Origin of the sequence: Chimaeribacter arupi (genome assembly GCF_002858805.1) — a bacterium.
Classification (GTDB): Bacteria; Pseudomonadota; Gammaproteobacteria; order Enterobacterales; family Enterobacteriaceae; genus Chimaeribacter; species Chimaeribacter arupi.
On sequence record NZ_PJZI01000011.1, the window covers coordinates 30,166 to 46,329 of the forward strand.

The window sequence follows — 16,164 nt, forward strand, 5'->3', positions numbered from 1 at the left end:
AACGTCCGGCGTCAGGGCCGGCGCGGGGCCGGGGGTTGCTATACAACCGGCCGCCACGAGTTTATGCTACTGCCCGGAGGAATGGGTAAGCGCGGGGTTAACAAATTTGTTAAATGATGTGTGCCGACAACCGCCTGCGCGCAATTTTGTCGCGGCCTGACCCTGGGTTCGCTCTTATCGGATGCCTGAAATTCCTTTATAATGTCCGCCTTTTTTCACCAGCTATGACACTATAACGCGATGCCGATTTACGAATATGCATGCCAGGCCTGTGATCACCGGTTAGAAAAGTTACAGAAGGTGTCTGCGGCACCTCTGACCGAGTGCCCGGCCTGCGGCAAACCGACATTGACCAAACTCATCTCTGCGGCCGGGTTTCAGCTGAAAGGCACCGGCTGGTACGCCACCGACTTCAAGCCGGGCGGCAGCAACACCGGCAAGGGTGCCGCAGAGAAGTAACAGCACACTAAAAAACAGCAGCACCGGCGGGGCACGGTTCCGCCGTTCCCCCAGCTGAGTTAAAGGATATCGTTATGCGTACTGAATATTGTGGACAGCTGAACCTGTCCCATGTGGGCCAGGAAGTGACCTTGTGTGGTTGGGTAAACCGCCGTCGCGATTTGGGTGGCTTGATCTTTATTGATATGCGCGACCGTGAAGGGATTGTCCAGGTGTTCTTCGACCCGGATCACCAGGCCGCTTTCGCCCAGGCCTCAGAACTGCGTAATGAGTTCTGCATCCAGATTACCGGTACCGTGCGTGCGCGCCCGGAGAGCCAGGTCAACAAAGAGATGGCGACCGGCGGGGTGGAAGTGTTTGCCCACAGCCTCAACATCATCAACCGCGCTGAGCCGCTGCCGCTGGACTCCAACCAGGTGAACAGCGAGGAGCAGCGCCTCAAGTACCGCTACCTTGACCTGCGCCGCCCGGAAATGGCCGACCGCCTGAAAGCACGCGCCAAAATCACCAGCTTTGTGCGCCGCTTTATGGACGATCACGGCTTCCTCGACATCGAAACCCCGATGCTGACCAAAGCGACGCCGGAAGGCGCCCGTGACTACCTGGTGCCGAGCCGGGTGCACAAAGGTAAATTCTACGCGCTGCCGCAATCCCCGCAGCTGTTCAAGCAGCTGCTGATGATGTCCGGCTTCGACCGTTACTACCAGATCGTGAAATGCTTCCGTGACGAAGACCTGCGCGCTGACCGCCAGCCGGAATTCACCCAGATCGACGTGGAAACCTCTTTCCTGAGCGCAGAACAGGTGCGCGAGCTGATGGAGAAAATGGTCCGCAACCTCTGGCAGGAAGTGAAAGGGGTTGATCTGGGCGCGTTCCCGATCATGACCTTCGCCGAGGCGATGCGCCGTTTCGGCTCCGACAAGCCGGACCTGCGTAACCCGCTGGAGCTGGTGGACGTCGCGGATCTGCTGAAAGATGTCGAGTTCAAAGTCTTCTCCGGCCCGGCCAATGATGCCAAAGGCCGTGTGGCGGCCCTGCGTGTGCCGGGCGGCGCCCAGCTGAGCCGTAAACAGATTGACGAATACGGCAAATTCATTGAGATCTACGGTGCGAAAGGGCTGGCGTATATTAAAGTCAATGACGCGGCGAAAGGGCTGGAAGGCGTGCAAAGCCCGGTGGCCAAGTTCCTCAGTGAAGAGGTGCTGGCGGCCCTGCTGGCGCGCACCGGTGCCACCGACGGCGACATGCTGTTCTTCGGCGCAGACAGCGCCAAAGTGGTGACCGATGCCCTGGGCGCGCTGCGCCTGAAACTGGGCCGTGACCTGAAGCTGACCCGCGAAGGCACCTGGGCGCCGCTGTGGGTGGTGGACTTCCCGATGTTCGAAGAGGATGGTGAAGGCGGCCTGGCCGCAATGCACCACCCGTTCACCGCCCCGCGTGACATGACCCCGGACGCGCTGAAGGCCGACCCGACTTCCGCTATCGCCAACGCCTATGACATGGTGCTGAACGGCTATGAAGTGGGCGGCGGTTCCGTGCGTATCCACCGCAGCGAAATGCAGCAAACGGTGTTCAGCATCCTCGGCATTAATGAGCATGAACAACGCGAGAAGTTCGGCTTCCTGCTGGATGCGCTGAAGTACGGTACGCCGCCGCACGCCGGCCTGGCCTTCGGCCTTGACCGCCTGGTGATGCTGCTGACCGGCACGGACAACATCCGCGACGTGATTGCCTTCCCGAAAACCACCGCGGCCGCCTGTCTGATGACGGAAGCCCCGAGCTACGCCAACCCGGCTTCGCTGCAGGAGCTGGCAATCAGCGTGGTGAAAAAAGGCAGTGACAACGCAGAGAACGCGTAATGGGTTATAAGCGACCCGAATCGGTGCTGGTGGTGATCTATGCCCAGTCCACCGGCCGGGTGCTGATGCTTCAGCGGCGGGATGACCCGGATTTCTGGCAGTCGGTCACCGGCAGCCTGGAAGAGGGTGAACCGCCGCTGCATACCGCGCAGCGTGAGGTGCTGGAAGAGACCGGCATTGATATTGCCGGGGAGAACCTGCCGCTGCTGGATTGCCGGCGCTGCATTGAGTTCGAGATCTTCCCGCACCTGCGCCACCGCTATGCCCCTGGGGTGTTCCGTAATCAGGAGCACTGGTTCTGCCTGGCGCTGCCCACGCAGCGTGAGGTGGTGATCACGGAACACCATGCCTACCGGTGGCTGGCCGCCCCCGAGGCGGCTGCCCTGACCAAGTCATGGAGCAACCGGCAGGCAATAGAAGAGTTTGTTAATTATTCAGTCTGAACAGACTATTTGGAGATGCTTATGGCAGGTCACAGTAAATGGGCCAACACAAAACACCGCAAAGCGGCACAGGATGCCAAACGCGGTAAAATCTTCACCAAGATCATCCGTGAGCTGGTGACAGCGGCCAAGCTGGGCGGGGGCGACCCGGGCGCGAACCCACGTCTGCGTGCCGCCATCGACAAGGCGCTGTCCAACAACATGACCCGTGATACGCTGAACCGTGCGATTGCACGCGGCGTGGGCGGCGAAGATGACAGCAACATGGAAACCATCATTTATGAGGGTTACGGCCCAGGCGGCACCGCCGTGATGGTTGAGTGCCTGAGTGACAACCGTAACCGTACCGTGTCTGAAGTGCGCCACGCCTTCACCAAAACCGGCGGCAACCTTGGGACTGACGGCTCCGTGGCTTACCTCTTTACCCGTAAAGGCGTGATCTCCTTTGCACCGGGCCTGGATGAAGACACCGTGATGGAAGCGGCGCTGGAAGCGGGCGCAGAAGACATCGTCGGTTACGATGACGGCGCGATTGATGTGTTCACCGCCTGGGAGAGCCTGGGCGAGGTGCGCGACGCACTGGAAGCGGCCGGGTTCAAGGCAGAGACGGCAGAAGTCTCCATGATCCCGTCCACCAAGGCGGACATGGATGCCGACACCGCGCCGAAACTGCTGCGCCTGATCGACATGCTGGAAGATTGTGATGACGTGCAGGAAGTTTACCATAACGGTGAAATTTCCGACGAAGTGGCCGCGACGCTCTAAGCGACCGTCCGCCCGCTGCACGACCCGATGCCGGACGCTTGTCCGGCATCTTTTTTTAGACCGGGTGCAGCCGCACCCCGACAGGGCGACTTCCCTCTTATGGCAATTATTCTGGGTATCGATCCCGGTTCACGCATTACCGGCTACGGCGTCATCCGCCAGCAGGGCCGCCAGCTCAGCTACCTCGGCAGCGGCTGTATCCGCACCAAAGTGGACGATCTGCCCGGCCGCCTGAAACTGATTTACGCCGGGGTCTGTGAAATCATCACCCAGTTCCAGCCCGATTTTTTCGCGATTGAACAGGTATTTATGGCCAAAAATGCTGACTCGGCGCTGAAGCTTGGCCAGGCACGCGGCGTGGCGATTGTCGCGGCGGTCAACCACGACCTGCCGGTATTCGAGTATGCCGCGCGTCAGGTGAAACAGACCGTGGTCGGCACCGGGGCGGCGGAAAAGAGCCAGGTGCAGCATATGGTGCGCTCGCTGCTCAAGCTGCCCGCCAATCCCCAGGCCGATGCGGCGGATGCGCTGGCCATCGCGATTACCCACTGCCATCTGAGCCAGAATGCGCTTAAGATGAGCAGCGACAGGCTTCAGTTAGCACGCGGCAGGTTGCGCTGACTTCAGGCTGGATATTCATCCAGCCTTTTTTATGTTATAAACAGCGCAGTTAGTTATTCCGGCCGTCTGCCATACCCGGCAAACGGGATGGCCGGCAGGCATTTTTTGCGAAGGGGAAGAGTGTGATCGGTCGTCTCAGGGGAATTATTCTGGAGAAGCAGCCACCGCTGGTGCTGCTGGAAACGCAGGGCGTGGGCTATGAAGTGCATATGCCGATGACCTGTTTCTATGAGCTGCCGGAACTGGGGCAGGAAGCCATCATTTTCACCCAGTTTATCGTGCGCGAAGATGCCCAGTTGCTGTACGGTTTCAATGACAAGCAGGAGCGCGCGCTGTTCCGCGAGCTGGTAAAAGTCAACGGGGTCGGGCCGAAACTGGCACTGGCGATCCTCTCCGGCATGTCGGCGCAGCAATTTGTGCGGGCCGTCGAAAAAGAGGAGATCACCGCGCTGGTGAAACTGCCGGGCGTCGGCAAGAAAACGGCGGAGCGGCTGGTGGTGGAGATGAAAGACCGCTTCAAGGGCCTGAACGGCGACCTGTTCAACAGCGTCAGCGACATCACACTGCCGCAGGCAGAAGAGGCGCGCCAGGAAGCCGATGCAGAATCCGAAGCGGTCTCCGCGCTGGTGGCACTCGGTTACAAGCCGCAGGAAGCCAGCCGCCTGGTCAGCAAAGCCGCCAAACCGGGTGCTGATTGCGAAACATTGATCCGTGACGCCCTGCGCGCCGCGCTGTGAGGTAAACCATGATTGAAGCCGATCGCCTGATCTCCTCCACCGTGATCAATGAAGAAGAGATTATTGACCGGGCCATCCGCCCCAAACTGCTCAACGAATATGTCGGCCAGCCGCATGTGCGTGAGCAGATGGAAATCTTCATCCAGGCGGCCCGCCAGCGCGGCGACGCCCTGGACCACCTGTTGATTTTCGGCCCGCCGGGGCTGGGCAAAACCACGCTGGCCAACATTGTGGCCAACGAGATGGGCGTCAACCTGCGTACCACCTCCGGTCCGGTGCTGGAAAAAGCCGGCGATCTGGCGGCGATGCTCACCAACCTTGAGCCGCACGATGTGCTGTTTATTGATGAAATTCACCGGCTCTCCCCAGCGGTGGAAGAGGTACTCTACCCGGCGATGGAGGACTACCAGCTCGACATCATGATTGGTGAGGGGCCGGCTGCGCGCTCCATCAAGCTGGATCTGCCGCCCTTTACGCTGGTCGGTGCGACCACCCGCGCCGGGTCACTGACGTCGCCATTGCGTGACCGTTTCGGCATTGTGCAGCGGCTGGAGTTCTATCAGGTGGCGGATCTGCAACACATCGTCAGCCGCAGCGCCGGTTGCCTGGGGCTGTCGCTGTCAGACGAAGGCGCGCACCAGATTGCCCGCCGCGCCCGCGGCACACCGCGTATCGCCAACCGGCTGCTGCGCCGGGTGCGGGACTTTGCCGAAGTGCGCTCAGACGGCAACATTGACGGCAACGTCGCCAACAAGGCGCTGGATATGCTGGATGTGGATGCCGAAGGCTTTGACTTTATGGACCGCAAGCTGCTGCTGGCGATCATTGATAAATTCACCGGTGGCCCGGTCGGGCTGGACAACCTGGCCGCGGCCATCGGCGAAGAGCGTGAAACCATTGAGGATGTGCTGGAACCCTTCCTGATCCAACAGGGTTTTATCCAGCGTACCCCGCGCGGCCGCATCGCCACGCTCCATGCCTACCGTCATTTCGGCATTGACCGGCCGGACTGACCTGCCGCAGGTGAAATAATAAAAATGAAAAAGGAGCCTCACGGCTCCTTTTTCACATCAGTTGCAGATGAAATGCTGCCGGTCAGGCAGGCTGCTTTTTATTCAGGCTCAGCACAAACAGCAGGGCGGCACACAGCACCACGGACGGCCCGGCAGGCGTATCGTACAGCGCGGAGAAGGTCAGGCCGCCGGTCACGGCCACCACCCCGACACCCACCGCCACGGCAGCCATCTGCTCCGGCGTGCGGGCAAAGCGGCGGGCCGTGGCCGCCGGGATAATCAGCAGTGAGGTAATAATCAGCGCGCCGACAAATTTCATCGCCAGCCCAATGGTCAGCGCCGTGACCAGCATCAGCACAATGCGCACCCGTTGCAGGTTAACGCCGTCCACATGCGCCAGCTCAGGGCTGATGGTCATGGAGAGCAGGGCGCGCCACTGCCAGCACAGCACCACCAGCACCACGACAACCCCGGCACCAATCATCCAGATATCGCTCAGCGTCACCGAGAGCAGATCGCCGAACAGGTACGCCATCAGGTCAACCCGGACATTGGACATCAGGCTCACCACCACCAGCCCGAGCGACAGCGCACTGTGGGCCAGGATACCGAGCAGGGTATCCACCGCCAGGTGCGGTTTGCGCTCCAGCCAGACCAGTGCCAGTGCCAGCACCAGCGTCACGGCGATCACCGCATAAAACGGGTTAACGTTCAGCAGCAGGCCAAACGCCACGCCGAGCAGCGAGGCGTGGGCCAGCGTGTCACCGAAATAGGACATACGGCGCCACACCACAAACGACCCCAGCGGCCCGGCGGCGGCGGCCAGCAACACCCCGGCCAGCCAGCCGGGTAACAGCAGTTCAATCATGCTTCACGTTCCCCTGTGCGCGGTGCCGCCTGGCTTTTCAGCACAATGCGGCCTTTCAGGTCATGGCGGTGGTTATGGTGGTGGCGGTAGATCGCCAGTTGTTGTGCCCCGTGGCTGCCGAACATGGCAATAAATTCCGGGTGCATTGATACCACTTCCGGCGTGCCGGAACAGCAGATGTGCTGGTTCAGGCAGAGCACATCATCGGTTTTCGCCATCACCAGGTGCAGGTCATGGGAGACCATCAGCACCGCACAGCCCAGCTCCTTGCGCAACTGGTCAATCAGGTCATACAGCGCCAGCTGGCCGTTGACGTCGACCCCCTGGGTCGGTTCATCCAGCACCAGCAGTTGCGGCCGGTTCAGCAGTGCGCGCGCCAGCAGCACCCGCTGGGTTTCCCCGCCGGAGAGTTTCTGCATCGGCTGATGTTGCAGGTGGGCGGCTTTGACCCGCTGCAACGCCGGCAAGATGTCCGCTTTTTTAACGCCCGGTTTCAGGCGCATAAAGCGGCTGACGGTCAGCGGCAACGTGGCATCCAGGTGCAGTTTTTGCGGCACATAACCAATGCGCAGGCCCGCTTCCCGCACCAGCGAACCGCTGTCAGGGGAAATCAGGCCCAGCACCACGCGGACCAGCGTGGATTTCCCCGCGCCGTTCGGGCCGAGCAGGGTCAGGATCCGCCCCGGTTTCAGGGCAAGTGAAATATCGGAGAGCACCCGCCGGTTGCCGAAGCTCACCGACACGTTCTCCAGGGTGACCAATGTGGACATAGTGATTACGTCTTGCAGTAAAATTCGAATGTTATAATATTACGTTTCACAAAATAAAACGACGAGATAACTCATTATGATACAAAAAAAACGCTGGTTGCCGTGTGCCTTTTTCGGTGCGTCTTTGATGGCGGCTGCTTCTGTACACAGCGCGGAGGCCGCCGTGGTGACTTCCGTCCGCCCGCTTGGGTTTATTGCCGCCGCCATTGCTGACGGCGTCACGCCGACGGAAGTGCTGCTGCCGGACGGTGCGTCTGAGCACGACTACGCGCTGCGGCCGACCGATGTGCTGCGCATCAAGCAGGCCGATCTGGTGGTGTGGGTCGGCCCGGAGATGGAAGCGTTTATGACCAAATCCCTGGCGCAGCAACCGGCGGAGCGGCAGCTCTCTCTGGCAGCCTTGCCCACCGTAAAGCCGCTGTTATTACGCGGTGAGCATGATCATGATGAGCATGGCGAAGAAGCGGCCGATCACGCGGGAGAAGCGGCAGAAAATCATGCGCATGACCATGACGAAGATCACCATCATGGTGAATACAATATGCATCTCTGGCTCTCGCCGGCGATTGCAAAACAGGCGGCCATTGCGATTCATGACAAATTATTGGAACTCAAGCCGCAAAATAAGGACAAACTAGACGCGAATCTGCGCGACTTCGAGCTTAACCTCGCGCAAAGCCAGCAAAATATTGCTACTATGCTTGCGCCCGCGCAAAACAAGGGGTATTTCGTTTTTCATGATGCGTACACGTACTTCGAAAAACAGTTTGGCCTGAGCCCGTTGGGGCACTTCACGGTCAACCCGGAAATACAGCCCGGCGCACAGCGTTTACATCACATTCGAACACAGTTGGTTGAGCGTAAAGCGGTCTGCGTTTTCGCTGAACCACAATTCAGGCCAGCCGTCATTGCGGCCGTTGCGCAAGGGACCGGTGTCCGGATGGGCACCCTTGATCCGCTTGGCACCGGGCTGCCACTGGGGAAAACGAGCTACATGACGTTCCTGTCACAGATAGCCAACCAGTACGTGAGCTGCCTGAAGTAACATCAGAGGATAACATCACGTGCAGCAACTAGCCCGCGCTATTGCCTTGGCATACAACAACTTACCGCGACCGCACCGGGTAATGCTGGGGTCGCTTACCGTGGTAACTCTGGCCGTCGCTGTCTGGCGGCCTTTTGTTTACCACCCGGAACAGAACCCGATTGTGCGCAATGTGGAGCTGGATGCCGAGCAGCTCCGGTCATTGCTGCCGGAGGCCAGCGAGCCGATTGACCAACCGGCCCCGGAAGATGACATCCCCCAGGATGAAATTGATGAAAAAGTCGAGGGCGAGCAGGGCGTACATGAGTACGTCGTCTCGACCGGCGACACCCTCAGCAGCATTCTTACCCAGTACGGCATCGAAATGTCTGACATCTCGGTGCTGGCGCAGCAGAACAGCGAGCTGCGTAACCTGAAAGTCGGCCAGCAACTCTCCTGGACCCTCACCAATGACGGCGACCTGCAACGCCTGACCTGGGAGATGTCCCGCCGCGAAACCCGCACCTATGACCGTACCCCCACCGGCTTTAAATCGTCGGTACAGACCCAGCAGGGCGAATGGCAGAACAGCGTCATCCGTGGCCGGCTGGACGGCAGCTTTGTCGGCAGCGCCCGCGCCGCCGGGCTGAGCAGCAGCGACATCAGCGCGGTGACCAAAGCCCTGCAATGGCAGTTGGATTTCAAGAAGTTACGTAAAGGTGATGAGTTCGCGGTGCTGATGTCCCGTGAGACGTTCGAAGGCAAAAGCGAACAGAGCCAGTTGCTGGGCGTGCGGATGCGCAGCGGCGGCAAAGATTACTACGCGATCCGCGCGGAAGACGGCAAATTCTACGATCGCCAGGGCTCCGGCCTGGCCCGCGGCTTCATGCGTTTCCCTACGGTGAAACAGTTCCGTGTCTCCTCCAATTTCAACCCGCGCCGCACCAACCCGGTGACCGGCCGTATTGCGCCGCATAAAGGCGTGGACTTCGCGATGCCGGTCGGCACCCCGGTGCTGGCTGTCGGTGACGGCGAAGTGGTGGTGGCCAAGCGCAGCGGCGGGGCAGGCAACTATGTGGCGATCCGCCACGGCCGCCAGTACATGACCCGTTACATGCACCTGCGCAAAATCCTGGTGAAACCGGGGCAGAAAGTGAAACGTGGTGACCGCATTGCCCTTTCCGGCAACACCGGCCGCTCTACCGGCCCCCATCTGCACTATGAAATCTGGATTAACCAGCAGGCGGTCAACCCGCTGTACGCCAAGCTGCCGCGCTCTGAAGGGCTGAGCGGCAAGGATCGCAGCGATTATCTGGCCACCGCGAAAGAGGTTATCCCGCAGTTGCAGCTGGATTAACCCCGGTTTCATTTGCCGCAGGCCATTTCACCTGCGGCTTTCACAATTTCATTTCGCCTGCCGACAGGGCGTGTCGGCTGCGCGGAAACTTTTTGATGTAGCGAAGGTAGATTGCAAAAATTCTCACCGCAATTATCATTAGCCGATTGAAAAGACATTGAGTTTTCGCATGCAAAAAGAGAATAAACCGAACGCGGAGTTCATTCCGCAGTTCCAGAAAGCGTTTTACCATCCACGTTACTGGGGCGTCTGGCTGGGAACCGGGCTGTTGGCGGCGCTGGGCTATGTGCCGCCCCGCCTCCGTGACCCGTTGCTGGGCAAGCTCGGCAAACTGGCCGGTAAATACGCCCGCAGCGCCCGCCGCCGGGCGCAGATTAACCTGCTCTATTGCATGCCCGAGGTGCCGGAAGCGGAACGCGAACGGATTATTGATGAGATGTTTGCCACCGCGCCGCAATCCATGGTGCTGATGGCGGAAGTCGCCTGCCGCACCCCGGCAAAAGTACAGGATCGCATCCACTGGCATGGCCGTGACGTGCTGGACAGCCTGCACGCCGAAGGGAAAAACATTATCCTGCTGGTGCCCCACGGCTGGGCGATTGATATCCCGGCGATGTTGCTGGCAGCCGAGGGCAAACCGGTGGCCGGGATGTTCCACAACCAGAGCAACCCGCTGGTGGACTATTTGTGGAACAGCGTGCGCCTGCGTTTCGGCGGCAAACTCCACGCCCGTAATGACGGCATCAAGCCGTTTATCAGCTCAGTGCGCAAAGGCTTCTGGGGCTATTACCTGCCGGACCAGGATCACGGCGCGGAGCACAGCGAATTCGTGGATTTCTTCGCCACCTATAAAGCGACACTGCCGGCGGTCGGGCGGTTGATGAAAGTCTGCCGTGCGTCAATTGTGCCGCTGTTCCCGGTGTATAACGCGGCAGAAAGCCGCCTCGACATCCACATCCGCCCGCCGATGGACGATCTGGCCGACGCGGATGATCCTTACATCGCCCGCCGGATGAATGAGGAAGTGGAAAACGTGGTACGGCCGAATCCGGAGCAATATACCTGGATCCTGAAGCTGCTGAAGACCCGCCGCCCCGGCGAGAAAGAGCCGTACAGCCGCGATGAGCTCTACCCGAAAAAGAAACGCTGAGCGACACCGTTCCGCGTGAGTGAAAAAAACCGGCGCAGACCCTGCGCCGGTTTTTTTATGGCCCCGGTTCTGGGATCAGTCGGCAGGCCGCGTCCGCAGAAAATAGCGCAACAGCAGCAGCCACAGGCCGCCCGCCAGCAGGTTCCACAGTGAGAACGCGCCATTGCCCCAGGTGGTATAGAGCTGTTTCGCCACTTCAATGCCCCCGGCGTACAGCGCCAGCGTAATCAACCCCACCGCCGCGGCCACCGTGCCTTTGCCGACCGGGCTGGCAAACAGCGTCAGGCGGTAAAGCCCGGCATTAATCAGCCCGGTGCCGAAGGCGTAGAGGCTCAGGCCGATGACGCTGACTACCCATTGGTGCGGGTCGCTCAACGCGGCCACAGCCGCGATCGCCAGGCCCAGCATAATCGGCCAGGCACCCAGCCACAGCGGTTTCTCAATCGTCACCCGGCCACTGAGGCGGCTGAGCAGCAGGTTGCCGATAATCAGTGAGACAAAAATCGGCACCTGCACCAGCCCATATTCCAGCGGCGTCAGGCCGCCATCCTGTATCAGGATCACCGGTGACTGCGCCACCCAGGCCAGCAACGGCAGGGCAGAAAAACCGATCGCCAGCGCGCCGCAAAGCAGGCGGCGGTTGCTGAACACCTGCCGGTAATCCGCCAGCAGCCGGGCAACGGAGAAGCGTTCCCCGGCGTTGCCGGCCGTTTCCGGCATCGCGCGCCATAACCCCCACAGTGAGAACGCCGCAATCAGCGCAAACAGGGCAAACATCGCTTTCCACGGGGCGACATGGATAAACGCCGCGCCCGCCACCGGCCCCAGCAGCGGGGCAATCAGCGCCACGTTAGCCATCAGCGCCATCATTTTAATGCTCAGGGTTTCGGCGAAGGCTTCCTGAATCGCCGCATACCCCACGGCACCGATAAAGCAGAGGCTGATGCCCTGCAAAAAGCGCATCAGGATAAACTGCTCAATACTGGTGACCCACAGTGTCAGCAGGCAGGTGGCCACAAACAGCGCGACGCCCGCCAGCAGCACCGGGCGTCGCCCCAGCCGGTCAGAGAGCGGGCCGAGCAGCCATTGCAGCGTCATGCCGCCCAGCAGGTAAGCCGTGAGCGAAGTGGAAACCCAGCTGCTGTCGGCGCTGAAATCGCTGACGACCTGCAACATGCCGGGCTGGATCATGTCGTGGGCGATATAAGTGGCGAACTCGAACAGCACCAGGGAAAGGGGAAACAGCAGATGCCGGCGGGTCAGGGTCACCGCCGGGGAAAAAGAGGGGCTCATGATGGCATCCAGTCAACGTTAAAAACGGAAAAAGCGCGGCCGGGGCCGCGCAGGATAAAAAGGGCACTGAAGGCTGCGATCAGGGGCGGTACGCCGCGATCGGGTTTTTCAGGGTGCCGGCAAATTTCAGGTTCTGTGCCGGGTCGGCCAGGTTGATCATCTGCTTGTTATTAGCCAATTGCAGGCGGTTCAGGCAGGAGTGGGCAAACTCCTGTGCGAACAGATCGTAACGGGCAAATTTGGCCGCCAGTTCCGGGTGCTGCTGCTGGTAATCCGTAATGGTCTGCGCCACGGTCTGCCAGAATGCCTCTTCCGGCAGGGTGCCTTCCTGGTGCAGGATGCGCGCCATAAAGCGGAAGAAGCAGTCAAACACATCGGTAAAGATCGACAGCAGTTTCAGTGGCTCCGGCACCGCCACCGCCACCCGTTTCGCTTTTTCCGGCAGGTCGGCATCCGGGTTCATCACCGCGATCTCCTCGGCGATGTCCTTCATCCAGGCGCGTACCGGAATGTTGTGCTCGAATTGCAGGATCAGGTTTTCACCGTGCGGCATAAACACCAGATCGTGGGTATAGAAGCAGTGCACCAGCGGCGTCAGGTAGCAGCGCAGGTAGCGCGACAGCCAGTCCGTGGCGCTGAGGCCTGATGCGGCAATCATCGCCGGCAGCACGCCATGCCCGGCATCGTCCACATGCAGCAGGGAGGCCATCGTCATCAGGCGGTGGTTTTCCGGCAGGTGCGTGACCGGGTTGTCCCGCCACAGGGCGGCAAACATTTTCTTGTAGGGGCTGTCAGCTTTAATTGCCGACTCAAAATAGCTGTTGCGATAGCCGATGGAGGCCACTTCCCGCAGGATGCCGAAACCACAGGATTGCAGGCAGGCATCCTTCTCCACCAGCTCGGCCAGCCACTCATTGATGCCGGGCGTGGTCGCCATGTAATAGGGCGACAGGCCGCGCATAAAGCCCATGTTCAGAATAGACAGCGCGGTTTTCACGTAGCGCTTCTGCGGCTGGCTGGCATTGAAGAACGTACGGATGGATTGCTGCGCCAGGTAGTGATCCTCACCGGTGCCGAGGTAAATCAGCGACTGGGCGGCGATGTCCGGCGCGAACACCGTCAGCAATTTATTCTGCCACTGCCAGGGGTGAACCGGCATAAAGAAGTAGCGCGCCGGGTCAACGCCTTGCTGCTGCAACTGGGCCGTGAACGCCGCAACCTGCGCCTCACCCAGCTCCTCACGCATCAGCTGTTGATAGGAGAGGCCGTTGATGCTGGCAAACGTCGCTTTGCTGTCATGCACGGCGACCCAGATCAGCGCCACCGGCGAGGCGGCTTCCGGCGCATAGTGCAGGTAGTCACCGGCATCAAAGCCGATGCGGCCATTGTTGGCGATAAAGCAGGGATGGCCTTCGCTCATGGTGCTTTCCACCGTCTGGAAATCCGCCTGGGTCAGGGCCGCGGCATCCGGGGCGTTACGCGCCATTTTAAAGGCGCTGCCGGCCAGGGTGCTGGTGATCTCTTCCATGTAAGTCGGCAGCAGTTCCTGGGTGATGCCGAGCTGCTCGCTGAATTCGATGATAAATTGCAGCGCGTCCAGCGGCACCGGGGCCAGGTTTTCCAGCCGGGTGAGGGAGGGCAGGTCAATCAGCCAGTCATTGAGCGGCAACAGGCTGGCACTGAAGCGGTACTCCACCTCTGAATGCGGCACCGGCAGGCGGTAATGGTTCCAATTCTGATCTGACCCCAGCAGTTCCGGGGTAATCAGCCGCTCATGGGCGAACTCTGAGATCGCTTTACGCAGCAGCAGGGCATTGGCGTGCGCCCAGCGCTGAGGCTCAAGGTGTTTACCGGCCTGTAAGGCCGCTGCACGCGGGTCGGCGGCGGGGGTAGTCATGGCAGTCTGCTCCTGTGATACGGGAAAAGTAGAGGCGGGGGCCACATAGCCTGGGTAATCTTCGCGACGGCAAAAAGCCAGCCAGGCGGTTTTGTTCGGCAGGGTCACGGTGTGCTGGTAGGCAAAACCGGCCCGTTTGTTCAAGCGGTGGATTTTCTCATTGCGGACATCCGGCTCAACCACCACCCGCGCCACCTGCGGCAGGCTGAACATGTAGTCCATCACGGTGGTAAACACCTGCCAGCTGAAGCCCGGCAGCGGCTGGTCTGCCGGGGCAAGCAACAGGTGCATGCCGTAGTCGTCCGGCTGCGCCGGGTAGTGGCGGCCAATCTCATCATCCTGTGCGCGGTAAAATTCCATCAGGAATACCGGCTGCCCCGCCAGCTCACCGATCAGCGCGGCCTGCGGGTTGTCCTGCGTCAGGTCATGGTAAAAACGGTGCACCTCGTCCGGGGTGCTGTCGAGCATTCCCCAGAACTGGGCATAGGGCTGGGTCATCCAGCGGTGCAGCAGCGCGGCATCTTCCGGCAGGCGCAGCGGGCGCAGGCGGAACTCCCCGGCCGGGCGTGTGGCGCAAAACAGCGTATCAGGCGCGTGGTTCTCCATCACTGGCCTCCGATTTTGTGGGTGCAGAAGGTCTGGAAGGCGATGGCCTTCTCCACCGGGTAAATTTCGCGGCCGACCATTTCGCGGATCAGCGTACTGTTGCGGTAGCAGGCCATGCCGAGGTCAGGCGTGACAAAGCCGTGGGTATGCAGCTCGGCGTTCTGCACGAAGATCTCGTTATGGTCGTCAATGCTGTAGTTGCGGTTAACGGCAAAGCGGCCTTTTTCATCGCGGTTGATGCGGTCGCTGATGCCCTCCAGAAAGTCCGGCTGGCGGTAGGCGTAGCCGGTGGCAAGGATCAGGGAATCCGTGCGGTGGGTATAGGCCACCTGTTGCTCCTGCTGCATCAGCGCCAGCTCCAGCTCGCCGCTGCTGCGCCACTGCAGGCCGGTCAGCTCAGAGTGGGTATAGAGGTTGACGTTCAGCGGGCCGTCCAGCCGTTTGGTGTACATCAAATCGTAAATGTCGTTGATCAGGCTGCTGTTGATGCCTTTGTACAACCCTTTCTGCTCGCGGTTGAGCTGATCACGTTTCGCCATCGGCAGGGCGTGGAAGTAATCAATGTATTCCGGCGAGGTCATCTCCAGCGTCAGCTTGCTGTACTCCAGCGGGTAGAAGCGCGGCGCACGGGTGATCCAGTTCAGCTGGTAATTGTGTTTATCGATGTCGCCCAGCAGGTCATAGAAGATTTCCGCTGCGCTCTGGCCGCTGCCGAGCACCGTGATTGAACGGTTTTGCTGCATCGCTTCTTTGTTCGGCAGGTAGGCGCTGGAGTGGTGCACCTTGTCACCCAGCGCGGCGGCGCAGGGCGGCAGCCACGGGGCAGGGCCGGTGCCCAGCACCAGCCGGTGGGTCAGCAGCTCGGTACGTTCGCCGCTGCGGGTGTCGCAGGTGCGCACCCGGTAGCAGTTGAGCGCCGCATCATGGCTGACATGCTCCACGCGGGTGTTAAAGCGCAGGTTGGTCAGCTGCTCGCTGGCCCACTGGCAATACTGGTTAAACTCCTTGCGCATCATGAAGAAGTTTTCACGGATGTAGAACGAGTAGAGCTTGCCCTTCTGCTTCAGGTAGTTCAGGAAGCTGTAAGGGCTGGTCGGGTCGGCCAGCGTGACCAGGTCGGCCATAAAGGGCGTCTGGAGCATGGCGCTCTCCAGCATCATGCCGGTATGCCAGTCAAAGCCGGGGTTCTGGTCAACAAACAGCCCGTCGAGCTGCTCAACCGGTGCCGTCAGGCAGGCCAGCCCCAGGTTGAACGGGCCGATGCCAATGGCGATAAAGTCATAAATTTTGCTGGACATAATG

15 protein-coding genes are annotated in these 16,164 nt (G+C 60.4%); 10 read left to right on the forward strand and 5 right to left on the reverse strand.

The features are described from left to right. Positions 1-240 precede the first annotated feature (240 nt). The 7 genes from CYR52_RS08565 (at position 241) to ruvB (ending at position 5,897) form a co-directional block, all read left to right on the forward strand. Positions 241-459: an FmdB family zinc ribbon protein gene (locus CYR52_RS08565; protein WP_072931076.1), complete on the forward strand. Its 219-nt coding sequence runs from the start codon at positions 241-243 to the stop codon at positions 457-459. A 74-nt stretch (positions 460-533) separates the two neighbouring features. Next, positions 534-2,318, forward strand: coding sequence for an aspartate--tRNA ligase (gene aspS, locus CYR52_RS08570; RefSeq protein ID WP_101828425.1), 1,785 nt, complete (start codon positions 534-536; stop codon positions 2,316-2,318). Further along, the gene (gene nudB, locus CYR52_RS08575; protein ID WP_072931074.1) at positions 2,318-2,761 is read left to right on the forward strand and encodes a dihydroneopterin triphosphate diphosphatase; all 444 of its coding nucleotides are present in this window, start codon (positions 2,318-2,320) and stop codon (positions 2,759-2,761) included. Before aspS ends, nudB begins: the two co-directional genes overlap by 1 nt. Before the next feature lie 21 nt (positions 2,762-2,782). Then, a complete protein-coding gene (locus CYR52_RS08580) occupies positions 2,783-3,526 on the forward strand; it encodes a YebC/PmpR family DNA-binding transcriptional regulator (protein ID WP_072931204.1) in 744 nt (247 codons plus the stop codon). A 99-nt stretch (positions 3,527-3,625) separates the two neighbouring features. Next, positions 3,626-4,147 (forward strand): crossover junction endodeoxyribonuclease RuvC, encoded by a 522-nt coding sequence (gene ruvC / locus CYR52_RS08585; RefSeq protein ID WP_072931073.1) that lies wholly within the window; start codon positions 3,626-3,628, stop codon positions 4,145-4,147. 122 nt (positions 4,148-4,269) lie between these two features. After that, positions 4,270-4,884 carry a Holliday junction branch migration protein RuvA gene (gene ruvA / locus CYR52_RS08590; protein WP_072931072.1) on the forward strand — a complete coding sequence of 205 codons (615 nt, stop codon included), beginning with the start codon at positions 4,270-4,272 and terminating at the stop codon, positions 4,882-4,884. A gap of 8 nt (positions 4,885-4,892) precedes the next feature. Beyond that, positions 4,893-5,897, forward strand: a complete 1,005-nt coding sequence (gene ruvB / locus CYR52_RS08595; RefSeq protein ID WP_072931071.1) for a Holliday junction branch migration DNA helicase RuvB — start codon at positions 4,893-4,895, stop codon at positions 5,895-5,897. 82 nt (positions 5,898-5,979) lie between these two features. On the opposite strand, the gene znuB is transcribed toward ruvB, so the two are convergent. Together znuB and znuC are read right to left on the reverse strand one after the other, a co-directional pair. Further along, positions 5,980-6,765, reverse strand: a complete 786-nt coding sequence (znuB, locus tag CYR52_RS08600; RefSeq protein ID WP_072931069.1) for a zinc ABC transporter permease subunit ZnuB — start codon at positions 6,763-6,765, stop codon at positions 5,980-5,982. Further along, positions 6,762-7,535, reverse strand: coding sequence for a zinc ABC transporter ATP-binding protein ZnuC (gene znuC, locus CYR52_RS08605; RefSeq protein WP_101828426.1), 774 nt, complete (start codon positions 7,533-7,535; stop codon positions 6,762-6,764). The genes znuB and znuC overlap by 4 nt, the downstream gene beginning before the upstream one ends. 76 nt (positions 7,536-7,611) lie before the next feature. Between znuC and znuA the strand changes: the two genes are divergently transcribed. The 3 genes from znuA to lpxM all read left to right on the forward strand — a co-directional run bounded on the left by znuA (position 7,612) and on the right by lpxM (position 11,066). Continuing rightward, positions 7,612-8,580, forward strand: coding sequence for a zinc ABC transporter substrate-binding protein ZnuA (gene znuA, locus CYR52_RS08610; RefSeq protein ID WP_072931065.1), 969 nt, complete (start codon positions 7,612-7,614; stop codon positions 8,578-8,580). 19 nt (positions 8,581-8,599) lie between these two features. Next, positions 8,600-9,916: a murein DD-endopeptidase MepM gene (mepM, locus tag CYR52_RS08615; RefSeq protein ID WP_072931063.1), complete on the forward strand. Its 1,317-nt coding sequence runs from the start codon at positions 8,600-8,602 to the stop codon at positions 9,914-9,916. 169 nt (positions 9,917-10,085) lie between these two features. Further along, a complete protein-coding gene (gene lpxM, locus CYR52_RS08620; RefSeq protein ID WP_072931061.1) occupies positions 10,086-11,066 on the forward strand; it encodes a lauroyl-Kdo(2)-lipid IV(A) myristoyltransferase in 981 nt (326 codons plus the stop codon). Between the two features lie 75 nt (positions 11,067-11,141). Here the strand turns inward: lpxM and CYR52_RS08625 are convergent, their stop codons facing one another. From CYR52_RS08625 to CYR52_RS08635, 3 genes are all read right to left on the reverse strand, one after another. After that, positions 11,142-12,359: an MFS transporter gene (locus CYR52_RS08625; RefSeq protein WP_101828427.1), complete on the reverse strand. Its 1,218-nt coding sequence runs from the start codon at positions 12,357-12,359 to the stop codon at positions 11,142-11,144. Positions 12,360-12,438: 79 nt separating this feature from the next. Beyond that, on the reverse strand, positions 12,439-14,862 hold the full coding sequence (locus CYR52_RS08630; protein WP_101828428.1) for a GNAT family N-acetyltransferase: 2,424 nt from the start codon (positions 14,860-14,862) through the stop codon (positions 12,439-12,441). Next, on the reverse strand, positions 14,862-16,160 hold the full coding sequence (locus tag CYR52_RS08635; RefSeq protein ID WP_101828429.1) for a lysine N(6)-hydroxylase/L-ornithine N(5)-oxygenase family protein: 1,299 nt from the start codon (positions 16,158-16,160) through the stop codon (positions 14,862-14,864). Before CYR52_RS08635 ends, CYR52_RS08630 begins: the two co-directional genes overlap by 1 nt. Positions 16,161-16,164: the final 4 nt, after the last annotated feature.

Bases quoted from the DNA above. Each gene is read 5' to 3' on its own strand.
- CYR52_RS08565 (WP_072931076.1), top strand. From the start codon at position 241: ATGCCGATTTACGAATATGCATGCCAGGCCTGTGATCACCGGTTAGAA.
- aspS (WP_101828425.1), top strand. From the start codon at position 534: ATGCGTACTGAATATTGTGGACAGCTGAACCTGTCCCATGTGGGCCAG.
- nudB (WP_072931074.1), top strand. From the start codon at position 2,318: ATGGGTTATAAGCGACCCGAATCGGTGCTGGTGGTGATCTATGCCCAG.
- CYR52_RS08580 (WP_072931204.1), top strand. From the start codon at position 2,783: ATGGCAGGTCACAGTAAATGGGCCAACACAAAACACCGCAAAGCGGCA.
- ruvC (WP_072931073.1), top strand. From the start codon at position 3,626: ATGGCAATTATTCTGGGTATCGATCCCGGTTCACGCATTACCGGCTAC.
- ruvB (WP_072931071.1), top strand. From the start codon at position 4,893: ATGATTGAAGCCGATCGCCTGATCTCCTCCACCGTGATCAATGAAGAA.
- znuB (WP_072931069.1), bottom strand. From the start codon at position 6,765: ATGATTGAACTGCTGTTACCCGGCTGGCTGGCCGGGGTGTTGCTGGCC.
- znuC (WP_101828426.1), bottom strand. From the start codon at position 7,535: ATGTCCACATTGGTCACCCTGGAGAACGTGTCGGTGAGCTTCGGCAAC.
- znuA (WP_072931065.1), top strand. From the start codon at position 7,612: ATGATACAAAAAAAACGCTGGTTGCCGTGTGCCTTTTTCGGTGCGTCT.
- lpxM (WP_072931061.1), top strand. From the start codon at position 10,086: ATGCAAAAAGAGAATAAACCGAACGCGGAGTTCATTCCGCAGTTCCAG.
- CYR52_RS08625 (WP_101828427.1), bottom strand. From the start codon at position 12,359: ATGAGCCCCTCTTTTTCCCCGGCGGTGACCCTGACCCGCCGGCATCTG.
- CYR52_RS08630 (WP_101828428.1), bottom strand. From the start codon at position 14,862: ATGGAGAACCACGCGCCTGATACGCTGTTTTGCGCCACACGCCCGGCC.
- CYR52_RS08635 (WP_101828429.1), bottom strand. From the start codon at position 16,160: ATGTCCAGCAAAATTTATGACTTTATCGCCATTGGCATCGGCCCGTTC.